We start from the raw sequence: 21,408 nt of genomic DNA, 5'->3' as shown, positions 1-21,408 counted from the left end.
CCGTCGCCCCGGCATCGCAAGCACGCAACTCGACATTACGACGATGTGCGCCGACAACGCGAAAAGCCCCTCGGAAATCCGAAGCGCTTTGTTGGCGATGCACTATCGTTACGTTTTGTTGGCGTACGTCCGTTCATATCTGCGAATTTTTCGGAATATCTTCGGATTGGGATGTTTCCTGAAAATATACGGATCCGGTCTTGTGTTCACTTCAAGAATCCATGGTTTCAAATTCGACTCCATGGCGATATCCAGCCCGATTTTGTACACACCCGGGTATTTGCGCTGCATCGCATGACCGGCAATCGCGCCCAATCCCTCCAGCTGCGCCAACTTATCGCGGACACGCCCCGTGTATGGCGCAAGCAGCAATTCCGCCGGGACGAGTTCGCCGCCGCTGTGATAATTCGTCACGATCTTCCCTTCTGCCGCTACCCTTCCGATCACGCCCGTCGTCTCCCATCGTCCTTGCGGAGATAACTGGGCCATGACGCGAAGATCGAACCGCTTTCCTTTATGCCGGAGCAGATGAATGCCCCGTTGGACCAAATACTTCTTGCCGCCGGCATCCTTCAGGATCGACTGATATAACGACTTCAAGGAATCGTGCTCGCTTGCTTTCTCGCCCACCTGATACATATACCCATACGGGCTTCTCTCCGCTCGCATCACGCCGTTGCCATATGTCCCGTACTCCGGCTTAACATACACCATCCCGTAATGATCCAGCATGGACCGCAAACTGTGTTCGCTCATCCTTACCGTCTCTGGGATAAATGGCGCCAGTCGCATATCCTTGCGTATGACCGCCGTCTTCTTCCATTTGCTGCCGATATAGCTGCCGTCTTTCATAGGACGCTCCCTCCTTCTATTCTCGCATTCTATGCGAGAGACCCGCCGCGGTTACTAGACGAATAGGTAAAGAAACCGTGAATAAACGCCAGCACAGGCTCCAAAAAGCCATGCGTCTATCAACGGCTATCTCTATCATCTTGCGCTATAACGCGTATAAATGGAGAAATCGAAAACTACCGGAGTTTGTTGTAACGAGGAAAGGGGCTTCCCCCTTCGTCATGTTCAGATGACGAGTCGAGAAAGCCCCTTGCATGTGCCGCCCCCTTACTTGCCGAGCGTCACGTTGTACAACTGATCTATCGAGACGATTTGCTCTTCCGTATCCGTGTACGTCAACCGTACCGTGTCGCCTTCCTTCAAGAACGGCGCGTAAATAATCGCTTGCGGGTTAGCCATGTACACTTTGTCGCTGCCCTCGAGCAAAATTTGGATCAGCGAAATATTCTCGACGGTCATTTCGCCCAGACGTAGCACCTTGCCTGTAATCTCCTTCTTGTTCGCGACATCGGTAGGCGCCTCGTTCGAGCTGTTCTTGCTTGCGGCCATGCGCACCTTGTAGCTGTTGAAAGCATTTTGCTTGGAATCGCCGTAGGCGACGATCTGCGTATTGCGCGCATTCACGAGCGCGATTTTGCGCAGGACGCCTTTCGTGTCGATGACCGGGATATACCACGCTTCCTCGCCGTAAATGTTGTACAAGATCGAGTTCGTTCCCGTCCAAGCGTCCTTCAGGAACGTGTTGTTCACCGCTTCGATCGCGGCTTTGCCGTCCGACATTCCCTTCGTGCCGGTGTAATACGTATATTCGCCCGTGCGGCCGTTCATCAGCGTATAGCCGACCATGGAGTTCGTGCCGCGCGTCGTATGATCGGTGAACCAGTACATGGCGTTATCCGGACCGAACAGGCCGATGACTTCTTCGCCGGTACTCCACTCGGTTACTTGGTAGATGTCTTTCTTGCCGAACAGCGTATTCCACCAGCCGTGCTTATATTTCGCATGCCACTCGTTGTAATCGAAGGCGACGCTCGCCGGGACGGCGAAGTCCACGAAGTCCGGCAGCTCGCTCAGCTTGTACTTGGTCATCGCGCCCGTCTTGGCATCCACGATGATCGCGCCGCCCAGCTCGAACCCGCTGCGGAAATTCTTGTAATGGCCGTAGGATACGATCCAATACGGCTTCTCGTTCTCGTCCGGTTCGAAGCCGGCGAAGCGCAAAATATCTCTCGGATATTGGCTGCGCACCTTCCGCATCAGATCATCGCCGAAGAATGCCGACGGCGAATAAGTAAAGCTGTCCCGGTCGACGAATACCGCCGGCCGATCCTTGTCCTCCGCGCTCACTTTAATGAAGCCCGGCAGCGATTTGGCATTCCACGACTCGAACAATCCTTTGTATTCGATCGGGGCGAGCCAGAATTCTTCGTCGCCGATCTTCTGCCGGGTCAACTCGCCAAGCTGATAATAGGACGCTTTGGGAATGCCGCCGATGAGCTTATCCGCCACGTAACCCGCCGTTTCCTTCGGTACGGTCGGAATATGTTGAATATCGGTGGCCGCGATTTTGTCCGATGTTTCCTTCGCTTGCACGATCTTGTAGAGATCATCCTTGACGAACAACGGATAGATCAAGGCGAGGATGATCCAGCCGACGAACAAAATGCCCGCGGCGCTATACCCGATCCGCGCCCACTGACCGGCGCCTGCCCGCTTCGCGCCTTTCTTGCCGGTACGTTCCTGGCCGCCGGCCATCAGCATAAGCAGATCGAGCGTCAAGATGATCGGATAGACGAACGTCAGCTGCATGACGACCGCGCCGACCGTTTGATCCATGAGCCACAAATACCCGACGATGATGCCGCCGTACACGAAGGACAGCAGCAACTTGACGGCCTGCCAGCCGTAGAGGCGCCTCATCCATAACGTCGGCGTCAGCAGCAGCGATGCGATCGTGAATACGATAAACCAGAAAAACATGCCATCCCCCCAGAAGCGTAATTTGTTGCGTTAGTTAGTTTAGGAATATAACGCTGGCGACGAGATATGGTTCCAACCTTTCGCCAGCGCCGCGTATGAAATGGGCGTACGTTCAGCCTGATTCCGCTCGAGATCGGGTCGGAGGGCTCCGTACCGTTCGTATTTGTACACGGCATAATCGGCAATGACGAATAGATTGCCGCGCGAATCGAACGCGAACGCCTGCGGATACCTGACTTCGCCGTGGTCGAACGAATCCAGGCGCATTTCCTCGAGAACGTTCATCTCCAGGTCGCAGAACTGGATGCGGTGATTGTTATAATCTAGAATAGACAGTCGGCCTAAGTTGTCGAACGCGATCGCCTTGGCCTCGTCGAATTCTCCTGGCCCCTTCCCTTGGTTGAAGCGCCACCTCTGCATCAGTTCGCCGGTCATTCTATACCGGGCTACCCCATCGCCATATGCCATGTAAAAAGTGCCGTCGGGTGCATACGTCAGATCGCCAATTGCATAATTATCCGCGAGGGTAATCCCGTTGGCGAGCTCTTCTTCGGTGAAAATCTCATCCTCTTTGATCCAATCCCCATACCCGATCATGATATCCTCATCCCCCGGCCTGCCTTTCATGGTCAACGTAAGTTTACCGCCTTCCCTTCGCCAGTGGCCGGACAGATCATCCATTATCGGATCAGCCAATGTATGCCATTCATGCAACATTTGCCCTGCTTCATTATACGCGGTCACTTTGCTGCCCCTAAGGTAGTCGTCCACGATCATGATATGTCCCTCCGGAGTTCCTCTGACGTGCAGTCCCTCCATATGATGATAGCCGGAGCGCTTCGGATGGGCGAAAGTTCGCAGCAGTTTCCCGGTTAGATCGAGCGTGTGAATGTAAAAGTCGGGTTCAGCCGTGTCGCAGGTGCCGACGTATATCCGCTCGCCGTCGCGATCCAGCCCAAGAGCGGGAATAAGATGCAGGTGTTCCCGCAGTTGATCGAATTCCGGCAGCTCTCGAAGGCTGAACGGCGTCAACAGCCGGCCTTCCGCATCCAGCTTCTTCACATCAGCAGGCTCAAACCTCACATACAGGTTATCATTGCGATCGATCGCGATCGATTTGGGCAAGACGAACGCCGTGCCGGATTGGTCGCCAATATGCCGGGAATAATGACCGTTCGCATCATGATAGACGATACGGTTCATGCCCGCGTCGCTATGGATCAGCGATCCGTGACGATCGAAGCACAGCCCGTGCAAGACTTGCAACCGTTCCTTCGGACCGTCGCCCTCCATATCAAATTCCCCTAGTTTAGCGACGAATCTGCCTTGCGCGTCGAATTGCTGCGTATATCCGAGGTAAGCGTCGGTCACGAACCAATTCCCCTCCCCATCCGCAGCCACGCCGGACGGATGCTGGAGCTCGCCCGGATCGGGTTCAGGATAAGGATCGTAGTTGTCATAATCGATGGGCTGCTTCTCGCGCCGTCCGACCTGCCGAACGAGCGAACCGTTCATGTCGAAGATGCATACGCGTCGGTTCAGACTATCGGAGACGTAAATATAGTCGGCATCCGTCGCGACATCGAAGGGCCGATTGAATCCGGGCGCCGTCTTGTCGGTCTCGAACTCTACATTACAATAATGGCCGAACGAATCCAGCCATATGCCATCAGCCGTAAACCGCTGGATGCGATGGTTGTGCGTGTCGGCCACGTACACGCGATTCCGTTCGTCAACCGTGATGCCATGCGGAAAATGGAAGCAGCCGTTCTCGCTCCCCCGCGTGCCGAAGGCAAGCAGAAACCGCCCCTGGCGGTCAAACTTTTGAATGCGATGATTGTAGGTATCCGACACGTACGCATTGCCGTCTTGATCCAAGGCGATTCCCGTCGGGAGGTAGAACTCCGCCGTTCCGCTCCCCCATGCGCCCCAGCGATCAAGCAGCTCTCCCGCTTCGTCATAGACCACGATTTCGTGACGATTCGTATTGACCGCATATAAGCGTCCGTTCTGATCGAGCGCGATTCCCGTGGGATGATGGAGAACCGGATCCAGCCGGCCTTTCGACCATCTCCCCATGTAATGATAGGACATTGGTACCCCCTGATTAAATGATTGATAAAGCGCGATAAATCGGGATCAGATACAGCAATGATACAACGCCAAGCCGAGATCGACTACCGGAAACAGGTTCATATATGATTGTCTGGCATCTAGACGATGCCAAAACATAAGAAAGACGCCGCAGATCGTAATCTGCGACGCCTTAGCGTGCGTTGGACCAGTTATTCGCATTGTGGAACAATGGCCTCTATTCCACGCTCGCCGTCATCCGTATCGCTGCTCTCCAGCCCCCGAACGACGTAATATCTTCTGCTTCTTGCCCGGCATAACCTTCGCAAATAAAACCAGGCACCTCGGTTCCATCCTCGAGTTCCACCTTGCCGATTCCGAGCGGTGCCGGAATAGCGGCCGCGAAGGCGCCGAATCGGGACATCGGCATCTCCCACACTTCCAGCGCGATGGCCGCGCCGCCGGAAGTGTGCTTGATCAAACCCGGTTTGGCCGGCTGCGTCGGCAGCTTCGCCAGCCGGTACTTCGGCGCGGTCAGCGCCTCGCGAACGAAGCGCGCGCCGTGCGTCAGCATCTGCGGTTCCAGCGGCAACCCTCTCATATGCAACCCGCACACGGCTACTAATGTCGTAAGTTCGGCTTGTCGCCGTTCATATCGTTCCGCCAGCGCGACGAGCAGTTCTTCCTGTCCGGCCAACGCGAACAGCGTCATCCCGAATGGCATATCGGCGGTCGCTTCTCCGGCCGGAACGGCGACCGCGCACAGGTCGAGCAAATTGCAATGGTTCGTATATAAGCCCATCGCGCGATTGGCCGCGACCGGCTCTTCGCGAACCTGGTCGCGCGTCCACGTGCCCCCGGCCGTCGGCATGACCAGCACGCCGTCTTCCAACAGCAGGCGCGCCCTTCGCTTATAGTCCTGCAGCCGATGCTGCGCCTGGAATAGCGATGCGGCATCGTATACCGGGTTCGCGCCGGAGCGAAGGATTTGCTCCGTGACCGGGAAGGCGCTGCCCGGATGCGACTCGATGAACGCCCCCAGCGCCGCCCAACGTTCGGCAACCCACGGCCCTTCATATAATAGCGCGGCCGCTTCGGCGAACAAACCCGTATCGATATAGGTTACTGGAACACTCAACTGCTCGAGCTGATGGCTTTCCCGCTCCCACGCTGCCTGGTATTCATCGGCGTACGGTCCGAAGAATTCAAGCGGTTCCTTCGGCAAATAGATCGTCGACGGAAGTTTGCGGCCTCCCTTTGCCTTGAAAGGAATCTCCTTCGACCACGGATCGTCGCGATCCAGGCCGCGAACGGCTTGATCGACCTGCACGGCGTCTTCCAGCCTATGGGCGAAGACGGTGATGCAGTCCAAACTTTCGCATGCGGGCACGAGCCCGCTTACCGGCCATGCCCCGAGGCTCGGTTTCCAACCGACGAGCCCGTTCAGCGCGGCAGGCACTCTGCCCGAGCCGGCCGTGTCGGTGCCGAGCGCGAAGACCACTTGGCCGCGAGCGACGGCGACGGCGGAGCCCGAGCTGGAGCCGCCGCTGATCAGCTCCGGCCGCAGCGCGTTATGCGTCTCGCCGTATGGACTGCGCGTCCCGACGAGGCCGGTGGCGAACTGGTCGAGATTCGTCTTACCCACCGGAATCGCGCCCGCTTCGATTAATCGCCGCACGACCGAGGCGTTCTCTGCCGGGACGTATGCGAAATCCGGGCAGCCCGAGGTGGTCGGCACCGCCGCCAGATCGATGTTGTCTTTCACCGCGAACGGAATGCCCCACAGCGGCGCGCGTTCGCGATCCATTCCTGCCAGACGATCTAGGTAAGGCTGAATCCGCTCGAGATTCGGCGGCGCGATCCAAATGTTCATATCCGCGTCGGCCTGCGAGCGGCGGATAATCTCGGCCACGACTTCTTCCGGCTTAAGCAAACTCGTCTCGTATTGTTCATGCAGCCAGTCGATCGTTAACGACAGGGGCAGTTTCGAGATGCTCATACGGTTGCCAGCTCCTTCTCTGCCGATTTCGCGATGCCGACGATCAGCTGACCGGCATGCACCGAATCACCGGGCTTCACGTGGACGGAATGTATAATGCCGTCGAACGGCGCGTTCTGCGAGAATTCCATTTTCATCGATTCGACGATAACGAGCGTATCGCCCTTCTTCACTCGTTCGCCTGGCGCGACGAGCACCTTCCACATGCTGCCCGGCATCGAGCAGTTGATGGCGTCAACGTCTTCCGGCAGCTCCTCGACGCTCTCGGATTTGCCCGTTTCTTGCTCCGATACGTATTCCGCGAGTCCCATCGCCTTCCAGTTGTCCCGCTCTTCGCGGAACGCTAGCTGCTGCTTGGCACGGAACGCATCCGCGCTTTCTTCAATCGAGGAGAGAAATTGCAAGTACTCGCCCAGATCGAACGTCGTCTCCGTAATGTCGGCCTCGTAGCGTCCGCGCAGGAAATCCTCGCGGAGGACGAGCAGCTCCTCGGCGCTGACCGGATAGAACTGAATTTGGTCGAAGAAACGGAGCAGCCATGGCTTGCCCGACGCGAAGCTGGCCGTGGTCCGCAGTTTGTTCCACATCTGGATGGTGCGCCCGACGAACTGATAGCCGCCAGGCCCTTCCATGCCGTACACGCACATGTAGGCGCCGCCGATGCCGACCGCGTTCTCCGGGGTCCACGTCCGCGCCGGATTGTATTTGGTCGTCACCAAGCGATGGCGCGGATCGATCGGCGTGGCGAGCGGCGCGCCCAGATAGACGTCGCCGAGACCGAGCACGAGGTAGCTCGCGTCGAACACGATGCGCTGCACGTCGTCGATGCTGTCCAGCCCGTTCACGCGCCGGATAAACTCCAGGTTGCTCGGGCACCACGGCGCGTCGGGACGGACGTTCTGCTGATAGCGGTCGATTGCCAGCTGCGTGGCCGGGTCATCCCACGATAGCGGCAGCCGGACGATGCGCGACGGCACTCGGATCGATGCCAGCGGAGGTAGACTAGCGTCTAGATCGAGCAGCAGCTGGGCCGCATGCTTCACCGTGACGCGCTTCGGATCGATGTGCACCTGCAGGGAACGAACGCCAGGCGTCAAATCCTGCACCGCAATCCTATCTTGAGACCGTATCGCTTCTATTAAGGCATGCACCTGGAAACGCAGCAGCAGATCAAGCTCGAGCGACCCGTACTCCACCAGCAAATTCTCATCGCCGCTGCATCGGATCGCGATCGGGAAGTTGCGTCCGTCCGATTCGAGGTGCAGAAGCGGGTAATCCGGCGTGATCCCCGATGTAACTTCAGGCAATCGCGCGATCGTAAGCTCGTCGCCGCTTGCTTGCCCAATTGCCGCAAGGTAAGCCTCCTGCTCGGTTCTCATCGCTTCCGCTTGTTCCAGCGTGATGAGCCGGAAGCGGACCGTATCGCCCGGATGCAGCTGACCAAGCTTCCAGAACTCCGCCGACGCCGTCGTCACCGGGCAGACGAAGCCGCCGAGACTCGGTCCGTCCGGACCGAGCAGAATCGGCATGTCGCCGGTCAAATCGAGCGTGCCGACCGCATACGCGTTGTCGTGGATATTGGACGGATGCAAGCCAGCTTCGCCGCCGTCTTCGCGCGCCCAGAGCGGTGCCGGTCCCATGAGCCGAATGCCGGTCCGCGAGCTGTTGAAGTGTACTTCGAAGCTGGTAGCGGCCAGTTGCTCCAAATATTCCGGCTTCAGAAACTCGCCCGTGCAGTGCGGGCCCGGAATGACGCCGATCGTCCATTCTCGGGTAATGTCCGGCCGGCTCGCCACGCCAAGACCGACCGCTGCGGCCGGCTCACCTACCGCTCCCGCACGTACGCCGAGCACGTCCCCGGTACGCAGCGCGCGTCCGCCATGGCCGCCGAAGCCGCCGAGCGTGAACGTCGATGCGCTTCCGAGCGTATGCGGCATATCGAACCCGCCGGAGACGAGCAGATACGCGCGCAAGCCTTCATTCGATTCTCCGAAAGCGAGTACCTGACCCCGTTCGGCCAGCACCGGTTCGTACATCGCGACCGGCGCTTCGTCCAAGGTCGGCTTCATGTCTGCTCCCGTGATGCAGATCCACATCCGGTCGCGGAACTTGTAGGCGCCGCCGCGCAGCGTCAGCTCGAGCCCGCTCGCGTCCTCCGGGTTGCCGAGCAGCCGATTGCCGGTACGGAACGCCAGCGGATCCATCGGACCGCATGGCGGAACGCCGACGTCCCAGTATCCGACCCGGCCGGGCCAGTCTTGAACCGTCGTCTGCACGCCGCCGTCCAGCACTTCGATCGCACGCTCCGCCGGGGCGAAATCGTTCAGCAACTGCGTGAAGACGTCCCCGCTCCGGAAGCTCGATTCGGAGAGCAGCGCCTGCACGTATTGCAGGTTTGTCGTCAGCCCGTAGAACCGAGTCTCCGCGAGCGCCCGCTTTAATTTCTCGATGGCGTCCAGCCGGTCCGTGCCATGGACGATGATCTTCGCCAACATCGGATCATATAACGTCGTCACCTGAATGCAGTCGCGCACCCACGACTCGTTCCGCGACAAGCCGGACAGCTGCACGCGATCGAGCTGGCCCGCGCTCGGACGGAACTGCTGAAGGCAATCCTCGGCGTAGACGCGCGCTTGAATGCTGTGTCCGCTCGCGGCGGGTACCATCGCCTCCAGATTCCGCAGCTCATCCGCCGCTTCGCGCACCATCCATTCGACCAGGTCAATGCCGAGCACCTCTTCGGTCACGCCGTGCTCGACTTGAAGGCGCGTGTTCACCTCGAGGAAATAGAATTCGCGGCTTGCCGGATCATAGAGGTATTCGACCGTGCCTGCGCTCCGGTAGCCCGCTACGGCGGCGAGACGTCTCGCGCTGGCCAGCATCCGCTCCCGCACCTCCTGCGGGAAATCCGGCGCCGGACTCTCCTCGACGACTTTCTGGTTCCGGCGCTGTACGGAGCAATCGCGCTCGCCGAGCGCGACGACCTCGCCGAACCGGTTGCCGAAGATTTGCACTTCGACGTGGCGCGCCTTGCCGATATATTTCTCCAAGAACAAGCCGCCGTTCTTGAAGTTCGTCTCCGCCAGATGCCGCACGTTATCGAATGCGGCGCGCAGCGCGGCTTCGTCCGCGCAGACGCGCATGCCGATGCCCCCGCCGCCCGCGGTGCTCTTCAGAATGACCGGATAGCCAATAGCGTCCGCTTCCGAGACCGCGTCATCCAACTCCGTAATGAGCGGCGTTCCCGGCAGCAGCGGCACCTGCGCTCGCATTGCCAGCTCTCGTGCCGAATGCTTCAAGCCGAACGCCTCCATCTGCTCGGGGGAAGGGCCGATGAACGCGATGCCGCTGTCCTGACACGCCCGGGCGAAATCCGCGTTCTCGCTCAAGAAGCCGTAGCCGGGATGGATCGCTTGCGCGCCGCGTTCCTTCGCGATTCGAAGGATGAGCTCCGCGTTTAGATAACTTTCTTTAGCCGGACCGTCTCCGATGAGGACCGCTTCGTCGGCTCCATCCACGTGAAGGCTATCTTGGTCGGCTTTCGTATAGACGGCGACGGATGCGATGCCAATCTTGCGGAGCGTTCGCTCGATGCGGACGGCGATCGAGCCCCGGTTGGCTATCAGTACTTTCGTAAACATGGCATTCCTCTCCTCTTCCCTTGCGAATGATGGTTAACGTTCCCAGATGAGCACTTGAATCGGCGTTGGATTATAAGCATTGCACGGATTGTTCAGCTGCGGGCAGTTGCTGATCAGAACCGTCGTCCTGCACCGGGCTTGCAGCTCCACGTAAGCGCCCGGCGACGATACGCCGTCGTCGAACTTCAGCCCGCCTTGCGGCGTTACCGGCACGTTCATGAAAAAGTTAATGTTTGGCGCCAAGTCCCGCTTGCCGTATTCGCCGCCCCGCTTCGCCAGTTGGAGCATGAACGTGTCGCGGCAATTGTGCATGTGCAGCTTCTCGTGCGCGTACCGGACGGTGTTGCTTTGCGCCGAGCAAGAACCGCCCAGCGTATCGTGCCTGCCGCACGTATCGGCGACGATCTCCAGCAGCTCCTTGCCCGATTCCGCCAGCAGCACGGAGCCCGCCGTCAAATAAATATTGCCTTGGCGCGCGATCGTCGCGGCCGCCGCGTAATGGTCCTCGGGATGATCCGCGTCGTAGAACAGCGTATCCGCGGCTTGGTTGCCTTCCAGATCCACGATGCGCAGCGCTTGCCCCGGCTCCAGGTCGCGCATCCATCCGTCCCCGGCTAATATCGTCTCTTCGTAAATGGCCAGCTCCGGCTTGCGATGGCTTTCAATTCGGTTGAACGCTCCCATTGTCGTCCCCTCCTCAACGGTCTATTTGATCAGAGCGTAGTAGCTCCATGTATTCTCGTAAGCGCGGCGATTCTCGGCCCTATGATTCAGGCATAGATCGTCTTCGCGCATCGGTTCGGCCTCCAGTATTTCCACCTTCACCGGAACGGACGGGTAATGTTTCCGCGCATCGAGCGGATTCGGCGTGTTCGACAACACCGCCAGGACGTCCATCTCGGTACGCAGCGTGACGGAAGCCCCGGCTGAACCATGATCCGGGACATGCCGCATCGCGCCGTCGTCGTCGCAATATACCTTAGAGAACAAGTTCACGACCGGCATCATATCCCGCAAACCCATGCCGCTGCGCGTCAGCTCGACCGCGAAATTCTCCTGTCCGCTGCGCAGCCACTCGTTGCGAAGCTGCTGGTATGTCGTCTTGCCGTACTTCGCATCGGTGTGCGCTCTCGTCGTATAGCCGCCGATCGTATCGTGCCAGCCCAGATCGTCCTGGACGATGCCGGCCAGCACGCGGCCGTTGTCGCTCATTAGCGTGTGGCCTGCCGTCAAATGCGCCGTATATTGCGCCTTCAGCGTGTCCGGCATGTTGTAGCGCTCCGTCAGATCATCCGCGTTGTAGAGCATGAGCGCCAGATTGGCGCCAGCCTCCGTCGCCGTAAAGCGCAGCAGCTTGCCTCGGCTGATCCGTCCCGACCATTTGCCCCCTGCTTCGATAACCGTGTTCCAGATCACGTCCATCCCTCTCATCCCTCTTCCTTTCCGAATTGGCGAATGAATGCGAAAAAGCCCGGGAGAATGATCTCCCAGGCTTTTATCCTTCCGTGTCATATGGGCTTCGAGCGCGACGACTCGCCTGCTCGCTTCCCATACGCCGTCTCTCGGACCAGGCTTGACGCGTCGCGTCAACGGAACCCTAGACAGCTTTGGCGTTCTTGACCGATGATGCCGGCAAGAACCTTGATTCAATTGTCATGTTTGCTAACATGCGTTCAGTATAGAGGTGACTGCTATTCGTGTCAATATACTTCACACAGATTTTTGCTGTTCGTGCTTCTGGATGGCCGAGGTCCCTTCGAACAGCTGCGAACCGGCCCGGAAGGCCCCGGACAGCTTCGTTCGGCACAAATAATAAGCCAATCCCGCTACGAGCCAGACACAGCCGAGCATCAGCGCGTTCGCGTCGAGCAGCGTAATGAGCCAGATGATAAACGAAGCGCCCGCGAGCGGGAAAATCAAATACTGAACCGTCTGCTTAGGAGAACGAAGTTTACGTTTGATGTAACATTCGGCAATAACGGAGACGTTGACGAACGCGAACGAAGTGAGCGCGCCGAAGCTGACGAATTTGACCGCCATATCGAGGCTGATGACGAGCGCCAGCAGCGAAACGATGGTTACGAGCACGATGTTGTTGACCGGGGTCCGATACTTCGGATGGAGCGCGCCGAAAAACCGTTTCGGCAGAATGGAATCGCGGCCGAGCACGTACAACAGACGGGATACGCTCGTCACCGACGTGAGTCCTTGCGTGAAAATTGCGAAGATAAGCACCGTCGTGAAAATCGCGCCGAGCGTCGCGCCGCCCGCCAATTTCATCAGTTCGAAGCCCGCGGAATCAAGATTGGCGAACGTCAAGCTCGGATACGTGATTTGGATGAGATACGAGGTCGCCACATACAAAACGCTGGCGATGAGGATGATGAGCATGATCGCGCGCGGGATGGTCTTCTTGGCGTCGATCGTCTCCTCCGCGAGCGTCGATACCGTATCGAAGCCGAGGAAGGAAAAGCAGATGATCGAGGCGCCCGCCAGAATCGTCGGCAGACCGACGTCCAGGTTCGAGAATGGCTGCATGACGCCTTCGAAGCCGTCGAAGCCGCGAATGAGATACGTGCAGAAGAACGCGATGAACAGAATTTGGAACAGCACGAACAGCTTGCTGAGACTGGCGGAAAACTTAATGCCGGCGATGTTCACGACCGCGAGCACGATGTTCAGCAGCACGATCCACACGTAGGCCGGGACAGCCGGGAACTGCGCGTTCAGATAGATGCCGAACGTCAAGCATGCGATAATCGGCGAGAACAGATAGTCGAGCAGAATCGCCCAGCCGACCGTGAAGCCGGGAATCGGATGCAGCGATTGCTTCACGTACGTATACGAGGAGCCCGATCCCGGGAAGATTCTCGCCATGATGCTGTAGCTGTATGCCGTGAAGAAGATGGCCACGACCGACAGCAGATAGGCCTCGGTTATCATGCCTTGCGAAGCGTCGTACGCGATGCCGAACACCGAGAAGTAAATCATCGGCGTCATCCAGGCCAATCCCAATGCTACGACCTGGACGAGCGTAAGCGACTGGCGTAGCGTAACCTCTTGTTTCATCTCCTATTTCCCCTTCCGATCAATCGTTTCTCTAAAAAAAAGAAAAAAGCCGCGGGAAGATATGTAACATATCCTCCCGGGCTTTTATCCCTCCGTGGACACGGCCGCGAAGCCGTGCGTCTTCTCTCGGACCTGACCGGCCATTCGACCGCGGAACCCTAGAAAACAATGATTATGCAGTTGGGCGAAGCAGGTAATATAACAGACATTCCAGCTGGTTAAATATCCATGTTAGATAATATAACATACTTTTTTCGGATTTCAAGCGTTATTTTTTCGTTGTCCACGCATTAATGTAGGTATACCTAACATGGTTAATGCCGGCCCTTTCGTGAAAAATGCAAAGAACCCTCGAATGATCGAGGGGATGCTTGTTAAATAGATTTAGGCAACCCAAGATTGGGATCGCGCGATTCTATGATTCTTTGCGCTTCATTGCGCCTCATGGCGCATTTAACACATCTAGCGCATCCAGCGCTTGAACCGCAGCATCAAGTTCCATGTCCCGTCCGTGCACGTAGGCTTCGGCGAAAGTCTCTGCGTTCAGCGGAATCCGGACATCCGGCGCGACGCCGCCGTTTCCGTCGCCTGTGCTTTCGAGCTGAATCATCCCCTGCTCATTAAGCGAACGTCCATCAGGGAATATGAGCTCGTAACCGCCCGGCATGAAGATCCGGATCGGACTCGACATGACGCCGAAGGAACCCGAGGTGGACGAGAAGCCGACGATTCGCACGTTCGCCTGTCCTTTCAGCGCCATCGGCACGCCTTCGGCAGAGCTTGCCGTCCTTCCGTTGATCAGAACAGCGAGCTTGCCGTCATAGCGCGCATCCGCCGGTTCAACATGTATCGTCTCCATCCGGTTCAGCGCGAACGAGCTCGTGAAGCGGTTGTAATAGCTCACTTGCTCATAATGCATGGGGCTATCCGCGAAATAACCGGCCACGCTCGCCGCCAGCTCATCTTCCCCGCCTGGATTGTTGCGCAGATCGAGTATGACGCCTTTTGCGTCCTCCTCGCTAAACGACTGAATCGCTTGCTCCAGCAGCTTCAACGGCTTCGGATAACGATCCGTCGCGAGGAAAACCTTCACTTTCACGTAACCATACCCGTTATCCAGCATGCGCCATTCGATCGACGGCTTCTCCAGATCGGCCGGCGTCAGCTTCTTCCGCGTCTGTTTCAGCGTTTCGTACTCGTCGTCGTACGCGGTTAGCGTGACGGTGCGCGATTTCGAACCGCCTTCATTGCGATATTCGACTTCGATCGTCTGGCCGATCGACGCCCGCACCATGAATCGCCCCTGATTCTCCCGCTCCACGTCCGACGTGGACGGCGGAATGTCGGCCCATGACGCCCGCGCGTAGACGTCTTCAGCATTCTCTCCGTTCCATCGCAGCAGCTCGGCGCCTAATCGGATGCCGGCGCGTTCGGCTTCGCCGTCCTTCAACAGGAGGCTGACGCGCACGGACCCGTCGTCCAGCCGCAGCGCGCTTAAGCCGAAGCCGCCTCCGGCCTCTTCCCGAAAGACTGCGTTGTTCTCGAACAGTTCGTCATTCTCGATCTCGATATGACCGTCCCTGAATTCGTGCAAATAATCGCGAAGCGCCAGGTAATAGCGCTTGGAATCCTTCAGCCGATCCGCTTCGGCAAAACGACTTTCATATTCCGCTTGCATCGTCTCCCAATCGATCCCTTTCCATTCCCCGAACGGGTATTCCCGCTCCAACCGCTCGTGCATCCGCTTGAAAGCATCCGAATAGGTCATACGGCTGAAGTCGGTTTCGGCGTTATAACGCATTTCTCCGGCAACGGCAAGAACGAGGAGAATCGGCAGTACGCCGCACAGTACGCCGAGCATCCGCAGAACCGTCCAAACGCGACGTTTTTTCTCGCGCGCGGCTGCCAAGGCGATAGTGTCAGGTCTCTTCCATAGCCGACGCATTGTACCTAGAAACAAGATGAGCGTCAATCCGTACAGAACGAGCGACGGCAACGTCGCATCCCCGCTCGCGTAACCGAGCAGCGCTGCAATCAGTCCTCCAAGCGGCACGAAATCCAGAACCCGCCAACGCGAACGAATCGAGAACGCGTTCACGCCCAGCGTCAACAGGCAGAACCAGATGATTGCCGCCTGGTAACTTGTGAGCCATTTGACGGAGTCGATTAATCCCCAAATTGTCGTCATGCCGGATCTCCCCCTCGCCTTCGCGTAGAACCAATCTGTTCCTGATTATACGGATTAGCGGCGTATTATCATCGGTCTCTCGACTGACAATAGCACGCTGCGAATTGATTTTGTTTTCACGAATCGCAAGCAGCCGGTTGCAAAACGATTTCCCGTCTAATTCGCAATTTGCGCAATGCGATATCGACTCAGGTCCAACCGACGCCGGCGGCGTCAGGAATAAGCGAGCAGCGAAAAAAGCTGATCCGATTCGAATAGTTAATAACGTTAAAAGAAATTCGTTTAACTCGTTTATCCGCATCTGATTAATGACATTAACAACAAAGAACGAAAGACAAAGTACCTGCGTTTAAATCGTGTTTTGGCACTTCTAATCGAATCGCACACACTGCAACCATGCACAAGGTTGGAATCCCGACGCGTGATCGAACCGCATAATGCGTTGGACAGCTGCTTACGGGAGGCGTACGCGATGCGAAATCGTCCATACAAGCAGCATAGTTCCCTATGCAAGGACCAACAACAAAACCAGCTTCAACGCGAACGTCGAAGCTGGCTTCCGTTAATGGTGATTAGATTGGCTGCTTACTAAGTTAAGCTTCGTATTGCACATATCTTGCAATTCGATTAATAGAAGTCTCGTTCCGTAATATAGACATACGCCTTGGATTCGCCGAGCGTCGCCCCTTCAGACGGCGCGGACAGCACGAGGAGGAAATTCTCTACGTATTCGATCAGCTTATCGTCTTTCAGCGTAATGGTCACGGACTTCGTCGTTTCGCCAGGCGCGAAATGCAGCGTGCCGGATGCGGCGACGTAATCCACGCCGGACTTGGCGATCAGGTTCTCCGTCCGGTAGTTGACGGATGCCGCGGTCGTCGCGTTACCCGTGCGAACCACGTTGATTTTCACCGTTCCGCTTTCTTCCTTTGCGTCGACGCCGGCTTTCTCGACCTGAATTAGGCTTGTCGCCGGCGCATCGTTGTCGATGATCGTCACAATCGCCGATGCCCGTTCTCCAATCGAGGCGCCGCCGCTCGTGTTCATCAGATGCACGGCGAACGCTTCATCCTCTTCCGCAGCTGAATCGTTATGGATCGGGATCCGAATCGACTTGTAACGGAGCTCGGGACCGAATACCAAAGTCCCGCGAATCGTCTCGAAATCTTCGCCGCCGGTCGCGCTGCCGTTCTCCACCTCATAATCGACCGCGACTTCGCCGTCGATGCCGTTATCGCGCTGCACGGTGATGTCGATGAAGCCATCGCCTTCGCTTACGGTAAAATCGACTCCTTCGAATTGAAGCTCGCCCGGATGCTCCGGCTGCGGGTCGTTGTCCTCGATGGTACGGGTAACGGGTCCTGCCGTCTCGAGCGTCGCGCCGCCCGTCGGGTTCGAGAGCGTGATCGTTAGCTTCTCGTCGCCTTCGAAACGCTGGTCGTCGAGAATCGGGATATAGATATTCTGCAAAGTTTCGTCCTGCGGGAACACTAGCGTCCCGCTCGTGCCCGTGTAATCGGAACCTTCGGTCGCCTGACCGGTAGCGGTACCGCCCGTGATCGTGTAGTCGACCGTCGCGTAGCTATCCGATCCGCCGTTACGGAAGACGTTCACATACATCTTGCCGCCATTTTCGGCGAATGGCGAATCGATTTGGCGCACTTCAAAGGCACCGTATCGCGGCGTATATGGCTCGTCGTCCATGATACGGATTTTGGTCGTCGCTTTCTCGCCGAGCGTCGCGTCGTTCGTCGGGTTGCTGAGCGTCGCGGTGAAATATTCGTTGCCTTCGGAATCCGCGTCGTCGTAGATCGTGGCTGACACGGTTTTGGTCGTTTCGCCCGGCAGGAAAACAACGGAAGTGTTATAGCCTTCATAATCCCATCCATTGTTGGCGGTGCCGTTGTCAAAGGTTACATCGAGCTCGACATAGTTATCCGAGCCGTTCGTCCGCGTAATATCGAACCACACGCCGCCCTCCGGCGTGTTCTCGTTCACTTGGGTCTCCGCCAGCGCGAATTCGAACACGCCCGGATTGTACGGTACGTCCGGATCTTCGCTATTGATGGTGACCGTCGTCGTGCCGCCGCCGATGCCCGCTTCTCCGGTCGCGTTATACAATTCGACGGTGAAGGTTTCCGGATTCTCGAAGCGGATATCGTCGCGGATCGGAATATCGATGTACGCGTAAGACTCGCCGGTCTGGAAGGTTAGCGTGCCCGACGTCTCCGTGAAGTCTTGGTCGGTAACTGCCGTACCGCCCCGAGTTGTATAGTCGACGGTAACATAACCGTTCGAACCGTCCGTGCGCACGACTTGGACTCTCACATGGCCGGCATTCTCATCGACCGCGTAGGCACCGGATTGGAAAGAGAATACGCCGGGCCCGTCGGGAAGCCAGTTATCGTCATCCGCAATGCTAATATAAGCGTACTCGTCCTCAGCCGTCGACGCGCCGCCGGTCGGGTTGCCCAGATAGACGGCAAATCCCTCGTAGTCCTCGGGCACGCCGTCGTCGACAAGATCCACGTAGACCGTCTTGCTCGTCTCGCCTTCCGCGAACGTCACCGTCTGCGAAGCCGGAACGAAATCATCGTAGGCCGCAGCAGAGCCGCTCTCCGCCCAGAAGTCGACCGTCACTTCGCCCGCGGAACCGCCGGTGCGATTGATCGTGATAGCCACGGAACCGTTATTCTCGAATGTTTCATACTCGCCGTACTCGAACGACAAATGACCGTTCGTCTCGTCCGCGCTCGCCGCCGAGGCGAACGCCGGCAGGACAAGAGATGCCGCCAGCATGGCAGTACCGAATTTGCGGATAAACCTACCGCGAGGTTGAAGCAGGGGTAAACGATGCATGAGTCAAGCTCCTCCATTCATTTCGAAAAAATAAAACAAACGACGACTACGGGATAATCGTAATGGGTGCTCCGAACAAGCACCACCTCCTTTCAATGGGGCGGCGGAACAAATAAGCAAATCGTCCCTAGAACCGGTTATATCAAAGCGTGCAAAGCAGCAGTCATGCGAAACGCGCACGGTTGAACAGGCTGGTTGGTAGGGGCCGAACTTGGGAACGGAAGCGAAGTCAATAGCGATGTCCTTACATACGGAGACTAACGAAAAATCTGTACTCGGAGATGGATACAAGGATGGATAACGAACCTCACAAGGGGAACTTGGACGCGGACAAACAATTGCCGAGGTTAGTAAATGGCCGATCGGTCGGATACAGTTGAACAGATGCGGGTGGAGTAGGCGACGGGAAACGAAAGGGCGTGTTCGTGATTCGCGGGTCATTTTTCGAGGTGTTCACGAGCGTTCGATACATTTCGTATCTATTATGCCACAAAAACAGAAATGCGCAACCGGTTTATCAAAAATTAACGATACGCTTGTTCAGGGAGCGGCGTGCTCGACTCGAAAAAAGCGACAACGCGCGAATGCCGCCAATAGCGTATTCGCCGCTGCCGCTCGAGTTCATTCCTTAGCCGATCCTACTTAATCGCGATCCGTATCAGTTTGGCTTCCATCGCTTCAAGGGACAATCGCAGCTCGCCCGCCGCGGTCCATCCTTCGCCGGACCACAGCTCGCGAACCCGGTATCCCCCCTCCTTGTCCGCCAACCCCAGCCGCTCGAATGACACCGCCTTCTCCGGCACCGTATCGCGTTCGTAGTTGAACACGGCGACATATAAGACGTCGGAGTCGGAATCGTCTTCGAACATCCTGAGCGTGAATATTTCAGCCGCGCCGGAATCGGCATCGCCTTCCAACGGCACGAACGTGCGTCCCAGCCTGGCCAGACGCAGCACCTCTTCATTCGCCAGCCATGCTTCCGCCCGCTGCCTCGCTTCTTCGTTCCGATAGTCGTCGCCCAATAGCAGCACCGTGCCGGCGATGACGGAAGCGGTCAATCGGCTGCGCCCTTCGTGGTGCGCCGTCGCATCTTGATTGAAGCTCTGGTACAGCACCGTATGATCCGGATCGTTGTACCGATACAGCGCATCGTTCATCCACCAGCCGTACGTCAACGCGTTCAGCATATATTCGGTGTCGCCGATCAACCCGAACGCATCGCACGAAATGCGGCGGCTATGTCCATATTGATACGGGAACAGCGGCGCAATCGAGAGATTGATATGGAACGGACGTCCGATTCGCTCCGGCGCGAGCTTGTCGCGAATGGCCGCCATGCCAAAGTTATAGGCTTGAATGCCGGTACGAACGGCCGGATCGTAATGGTACCCTTCCACGGCGCCGTGGCCGAGGAAATCGAGCTTCGCGTATTCGAAGCCCCAATCGACGAACCGGGCGAGGTGATATTCCGTTCGCAGCAGGTTGCCCGGATGCGTCGGATCGATCGAGAGACCGCCGTCGAGGCTTGGCAGTACGTTGCCTTCTCGATCGCGCAGCAGTAGATCTTCATAGGTATAGGCGCCGTTCGTCCCTTCGACCTCCTGCGATGCGTCGTGTCCCCAGAACGTGAAAGGCGTCCAGTAGATGCCCGCCTTCTGGCCGTTCGCCTGCACATGCGCGACCGCATACTCAAGCTGCTCCTCCGACAAGTTGGTCCAGAAGGAGTCGAAGTTGACGTAAACGACGCCTTCGTTATGGAAGCCCGGCGCATGCAGCGTCCGCAGAAAATCCGACGTCGATACATACAATTCGTAGTCCAGTTTATCCGCCGCCGCCGACCAGCTGTTCCAGCCGAACGGAACGCCGCCCTGCCAATCGAGCGCAGGTACAAGCTTCGCGTTGGCCTGCGCGAATGCTTCCAGTCCATCGCGATAATCCGCGTACGATCCGATGAATAGAAGCGGCGAATAGACGCGGTCCCCGGCCACTTCTCCGTGCGCAATGGAGTCCCGCGTCAGCTCGCCAGCCGCGCCGCCGAACGCTTCGATCGCGATCGCGTCGCTCGCCGTGCCCTCCTCGGCCGCGATGCGGATGCCCGTCTTCCACGTATCGTGCGTGAGCGAACCAATGACGAGCCCCCGTCTGGAAGCCGGCTCGTAGATCGCGGATGCTTCATAACTCTCGATCGCCGAACCGGACAGCAGCGGCGTCGATTCGTAACGCACCCATTTGTCGTTGTCGAACGGAACGCGGATCGCCCGCAGCTCATCTCCCCCGCCGGCGATCTGCACCAGCCCTCCTTTGCCGTTCGATACGGCGAGCGGCGCCATGTAGTTCGACCGCATATCAGCCCCGCTGCCGATTGCCGCAATCTGAATCGTGACGTACGGCGCTCGCTCGTATACCGTAAAATGCTGCTCCAGCGATGGAAAGCCAGCCTCTACGTGCAAGACGGTTACCGTCGTTCCCCGGCCGAGCGCATCCTCGACTTCGAAGATGCTTGCCTCATGTCGCGGATAGTCCGACGTGCGGCGGATCGAGTCGCCGAGCTTCACGCTCCCAACGGCTCCCGAAATTCGGTCGCCATCGCGCCAGCTTATGTCATAGGCACCCTCGGTCAGCCGGATCGCGACGTTCACGATGCCATTGTCTACCGTGACCGAGTCAGCATCGGTCAGCGTCCCTATGCCTGTATGTTGCACATCCTTGCTCATTCACTTCTCCTCCTCATCCGCTTCATGGCATAG

Annotated in this window: 11 protein-coding genes and 2 riboswitches; all 11 genes read right to left on the bottom strand. The window is 57.7% G+C overall.

Annotation, left to right across the window (positions count from 1 at the left end):
* Window positions 1-108: 108 nt before the first annotated feature.
* The gene (locus BCM02_RS01540) at window positions 109-852 is read right to left on the bottom strand and encodes a YheC/YheD family protein (RefSeq protein WP_148927292.1); all 744 of its coding nucleotides are present in this window, start codon (window positions 850-852) and stop codon (window positions 109-111) included.
* 267 nt (window positions 853-1,119) lie between these two features.
* Window positions 1,120-2,832 carry a hypothetical protein gene (locus BCM02_RS01535; RefSeq protein ID WP_148927291.1) on the bottom strand — a complete coding sequence of 571 codons (1,713 nt, stop codon included), beginning with the start codon at window positions 2,830-2,832 and terminating at the stop codon, window positions 1,120-1,122.
* 39 nt (window positions 2,833-2,871) lie between these two features.
* Complete coding sequence (locus BCM02_RS01530; protein ID WP_148927290.1) at window positions 2,872-4,926, bottom strand: NHL repeat-containing protein; 2,055 nt, start codon at window positions 4,924-4,926, stop codon at window positions 2,872-2,874.
* Between the two features lie 217 nt (window positions 4,927-5,143).
* Entirely contained in the window at window positions 5,144-6,904 is a 1,761-nt protein-coding gene (atzF, locus tag BCM02_RS01525; protein ID WP_148927289.1) for an allophanate hydrolase, read from the bottom strand.
* Window positions 6,901-10,545 (bottom strand): urea carboxylase, encoded by a 3,645-nt coding sequence (gene uca / locus BCM02_RS01520; protein WP_148927288.1) that lies wholly within the window; start codon window positions 10,543-10,545, stop codon window positions 6,901-6,903. The genes atzF and uca overlap by 4 nt, the downstream gene beginning before the upstream one ends.
* Before the next feature lie 33 nt (window positions 10,546-10,578).
* Window positions 10,579-11,229 (bottom strand): urea amidolyase associated protein UAAP2, encoded by a 651-nt coding sequence (locus BCM02_RS01515; RefSeq protein ID WP_148927287.1) that lies wholly within the window; start codon window positions 11,227-11,229, stop codon window positions 10,579-10,581.
* Between the two features lie 21 nt (window positions 11,230-11,250).
* Window positions 11,251-11,967 carry an urea amidolyase associated protein UAAP1 gene (locus tag BCM02_RS01510; RefSeq protein WP_148927286.1) on the bottom strand — a complete coding sequence of 239 codons (717 nt, stop codon included), beginning with the start codon at window positions 11,965-11,967 and terminating at the stop codon, window positions 11,251-11,253.
* Window positions 11,968-12,027: 60 nt separating this feature from the next.
* Window positions 12,028-12,157: riboswitch (guanidine-I (ykkC/yxkD leader) on the bottom strand.
* Between the two features lie 98 nt (window positions 12,158-12,255).
* Complete coding sequence (locus BCM02_RS01505; RefSeq protein ID WP_148927285.1) at window positions 12,256-13,614, bottom strand: APC family permease; 1,359 nt, start codon at window positions 13,612-13,614, stop codon at window positions 12,256-12,258.
* Window positions 13,615-13,685: 71 nt separating this feature from the next.
* Window positions 13,686-13,787, bottom strand: a riboswitch (guanidine-I (ykkC/yxkD leader).
* Between the two features lie 269 nt (window positions 13,788-14,056).
* Window positions 14,057-15,802, bottom strand: a complete 1,746-nt coding sequence (locus tag BCM02_RS01500; RefSeq protein ID WP_148927284.1) for a S41 family peptidase — start codon at window positions 15,800-15,802, stop codon at window positions 14,057-14,059.
* 627 nt (window positions 15,803-16,429) lie between these two features.
* The gene (locus BCM02_RS01495) at window positions 16,430-18,661 is read right to left on the bottom strand and encodes a Calx-beta domain-containing protein (protein WP_148927283.1); all 2,232 of its coding nucleotides are present in this window, start codon (window positions 18,659-18,661) and stop codon (window positions 16,430-16,432) included.
* Window positions 18,662-19,299: 638 nt separating this feature from the next.
* Complete coding sequence (locus BCM02_RS01490) at window positions 19,300-21,375, bottom strand: alpha-galactosidase (protein ID WP_148927282.1); 2,076 nt, start codon at window positions 21,373-21,375, stop codon at window positions 19,300-19,302.
* Between the last annotated feature and the right edge of the window lie 33 nt (window positions 21,376-21,408).

It is taken from the genome of Paenibacillus methanolicus, from assembly GCF_008124765.1.
Classification (GTDB): Bacteria; Bacillota; Bacilli; order Paenibacillales; family Paenibacillaceae; genus Paenibacillus_Z; species Paenibacillus_Z methanolicus.
The sequence above is the reverse complement of the archived record's forward strand: the minus strand, read 5'-3'. Positions and strand labels throughout refer to the sequence as shown.

Bases quoted from the DNA above. Each gene is read 5' to 3' on its own strand.
- BCM02_RS01540 (WP_148927292.1), bottom strand. From the start codon at position 852: ATGAAAGACGGCAGCTATATCGGCAGCAAATGGAAGAAGACGGCGGTC.
- BCM02_RS01535 (WP_148927291.1), bottom strand. From the start codon at position 2,832: ATGTTTTTCTGGTTTATCGTATTCACGATCGCATCGCTGCTGCTGACG.
- BCM02_RS01530 (WP_148927290.1), bottom strand. From the start codon at position 4,926: ATGTCCTATCATTACATGGGGAGATGGTCGAAAGGCCGGCTGGATCCG.
- atzF (WP_148927289.1), bottom strand. From the start codon at position 6,904: ATGAGCATCTCGAAACTGCCCCTGTCGTTAACGATCGACTGGCTGCAT.
- uca (WP_148927288.1), bottom strand. From the start codon at position 10,545: ATGTTTACGAAAGTACTGATAGCCAACCGGGGCTCGATCGCCGTCCGC.
- BCM02_RS01515 (WP_148927287.1), bottom strand. From the start codon at position 11,229: ATGGGAGCGTTCAACCGAATTGAAAGCCATCGCAAGCCGGAGCTGGCC.
- BCM02_RS01510 (WP_148927286.1), bottom strand. From the start codon at position 11,967: ATGGACGTGATCTGGAACACGGTTATCGAAGCAGGGGGCAAATGGTCG.
- BCM02_RS01505 (WP_148927285.1), bottom strand. From the start codon at position 13,614: ATGAAACAAGAGGTTACGCTACGCCAGTCGCTTACGCTCGTCCAGGTC.
- BCM02_RS01500 (WP_148927284.1), bottom strand. From the start codon at position 15,802: ATGACGACAATTTGGGGATTAATCGACTCCGTCAAATGGCTCACAAGT.
- BCM02_RS01495 (WP_148927283.1), bottom strand. From the start codon at position 18,661: ATGCATCGTTTACCCCTGCTTCAACCTCGCGGTAGGTTTATCCGCAAA.
- BCM02_RS01490 (WP_148927282.1), bottom strand. From the start codon at position 21,375: ATGAGCAAGGATGTGCAACATACAGGCATAGGGACGCTGACCGATGCT.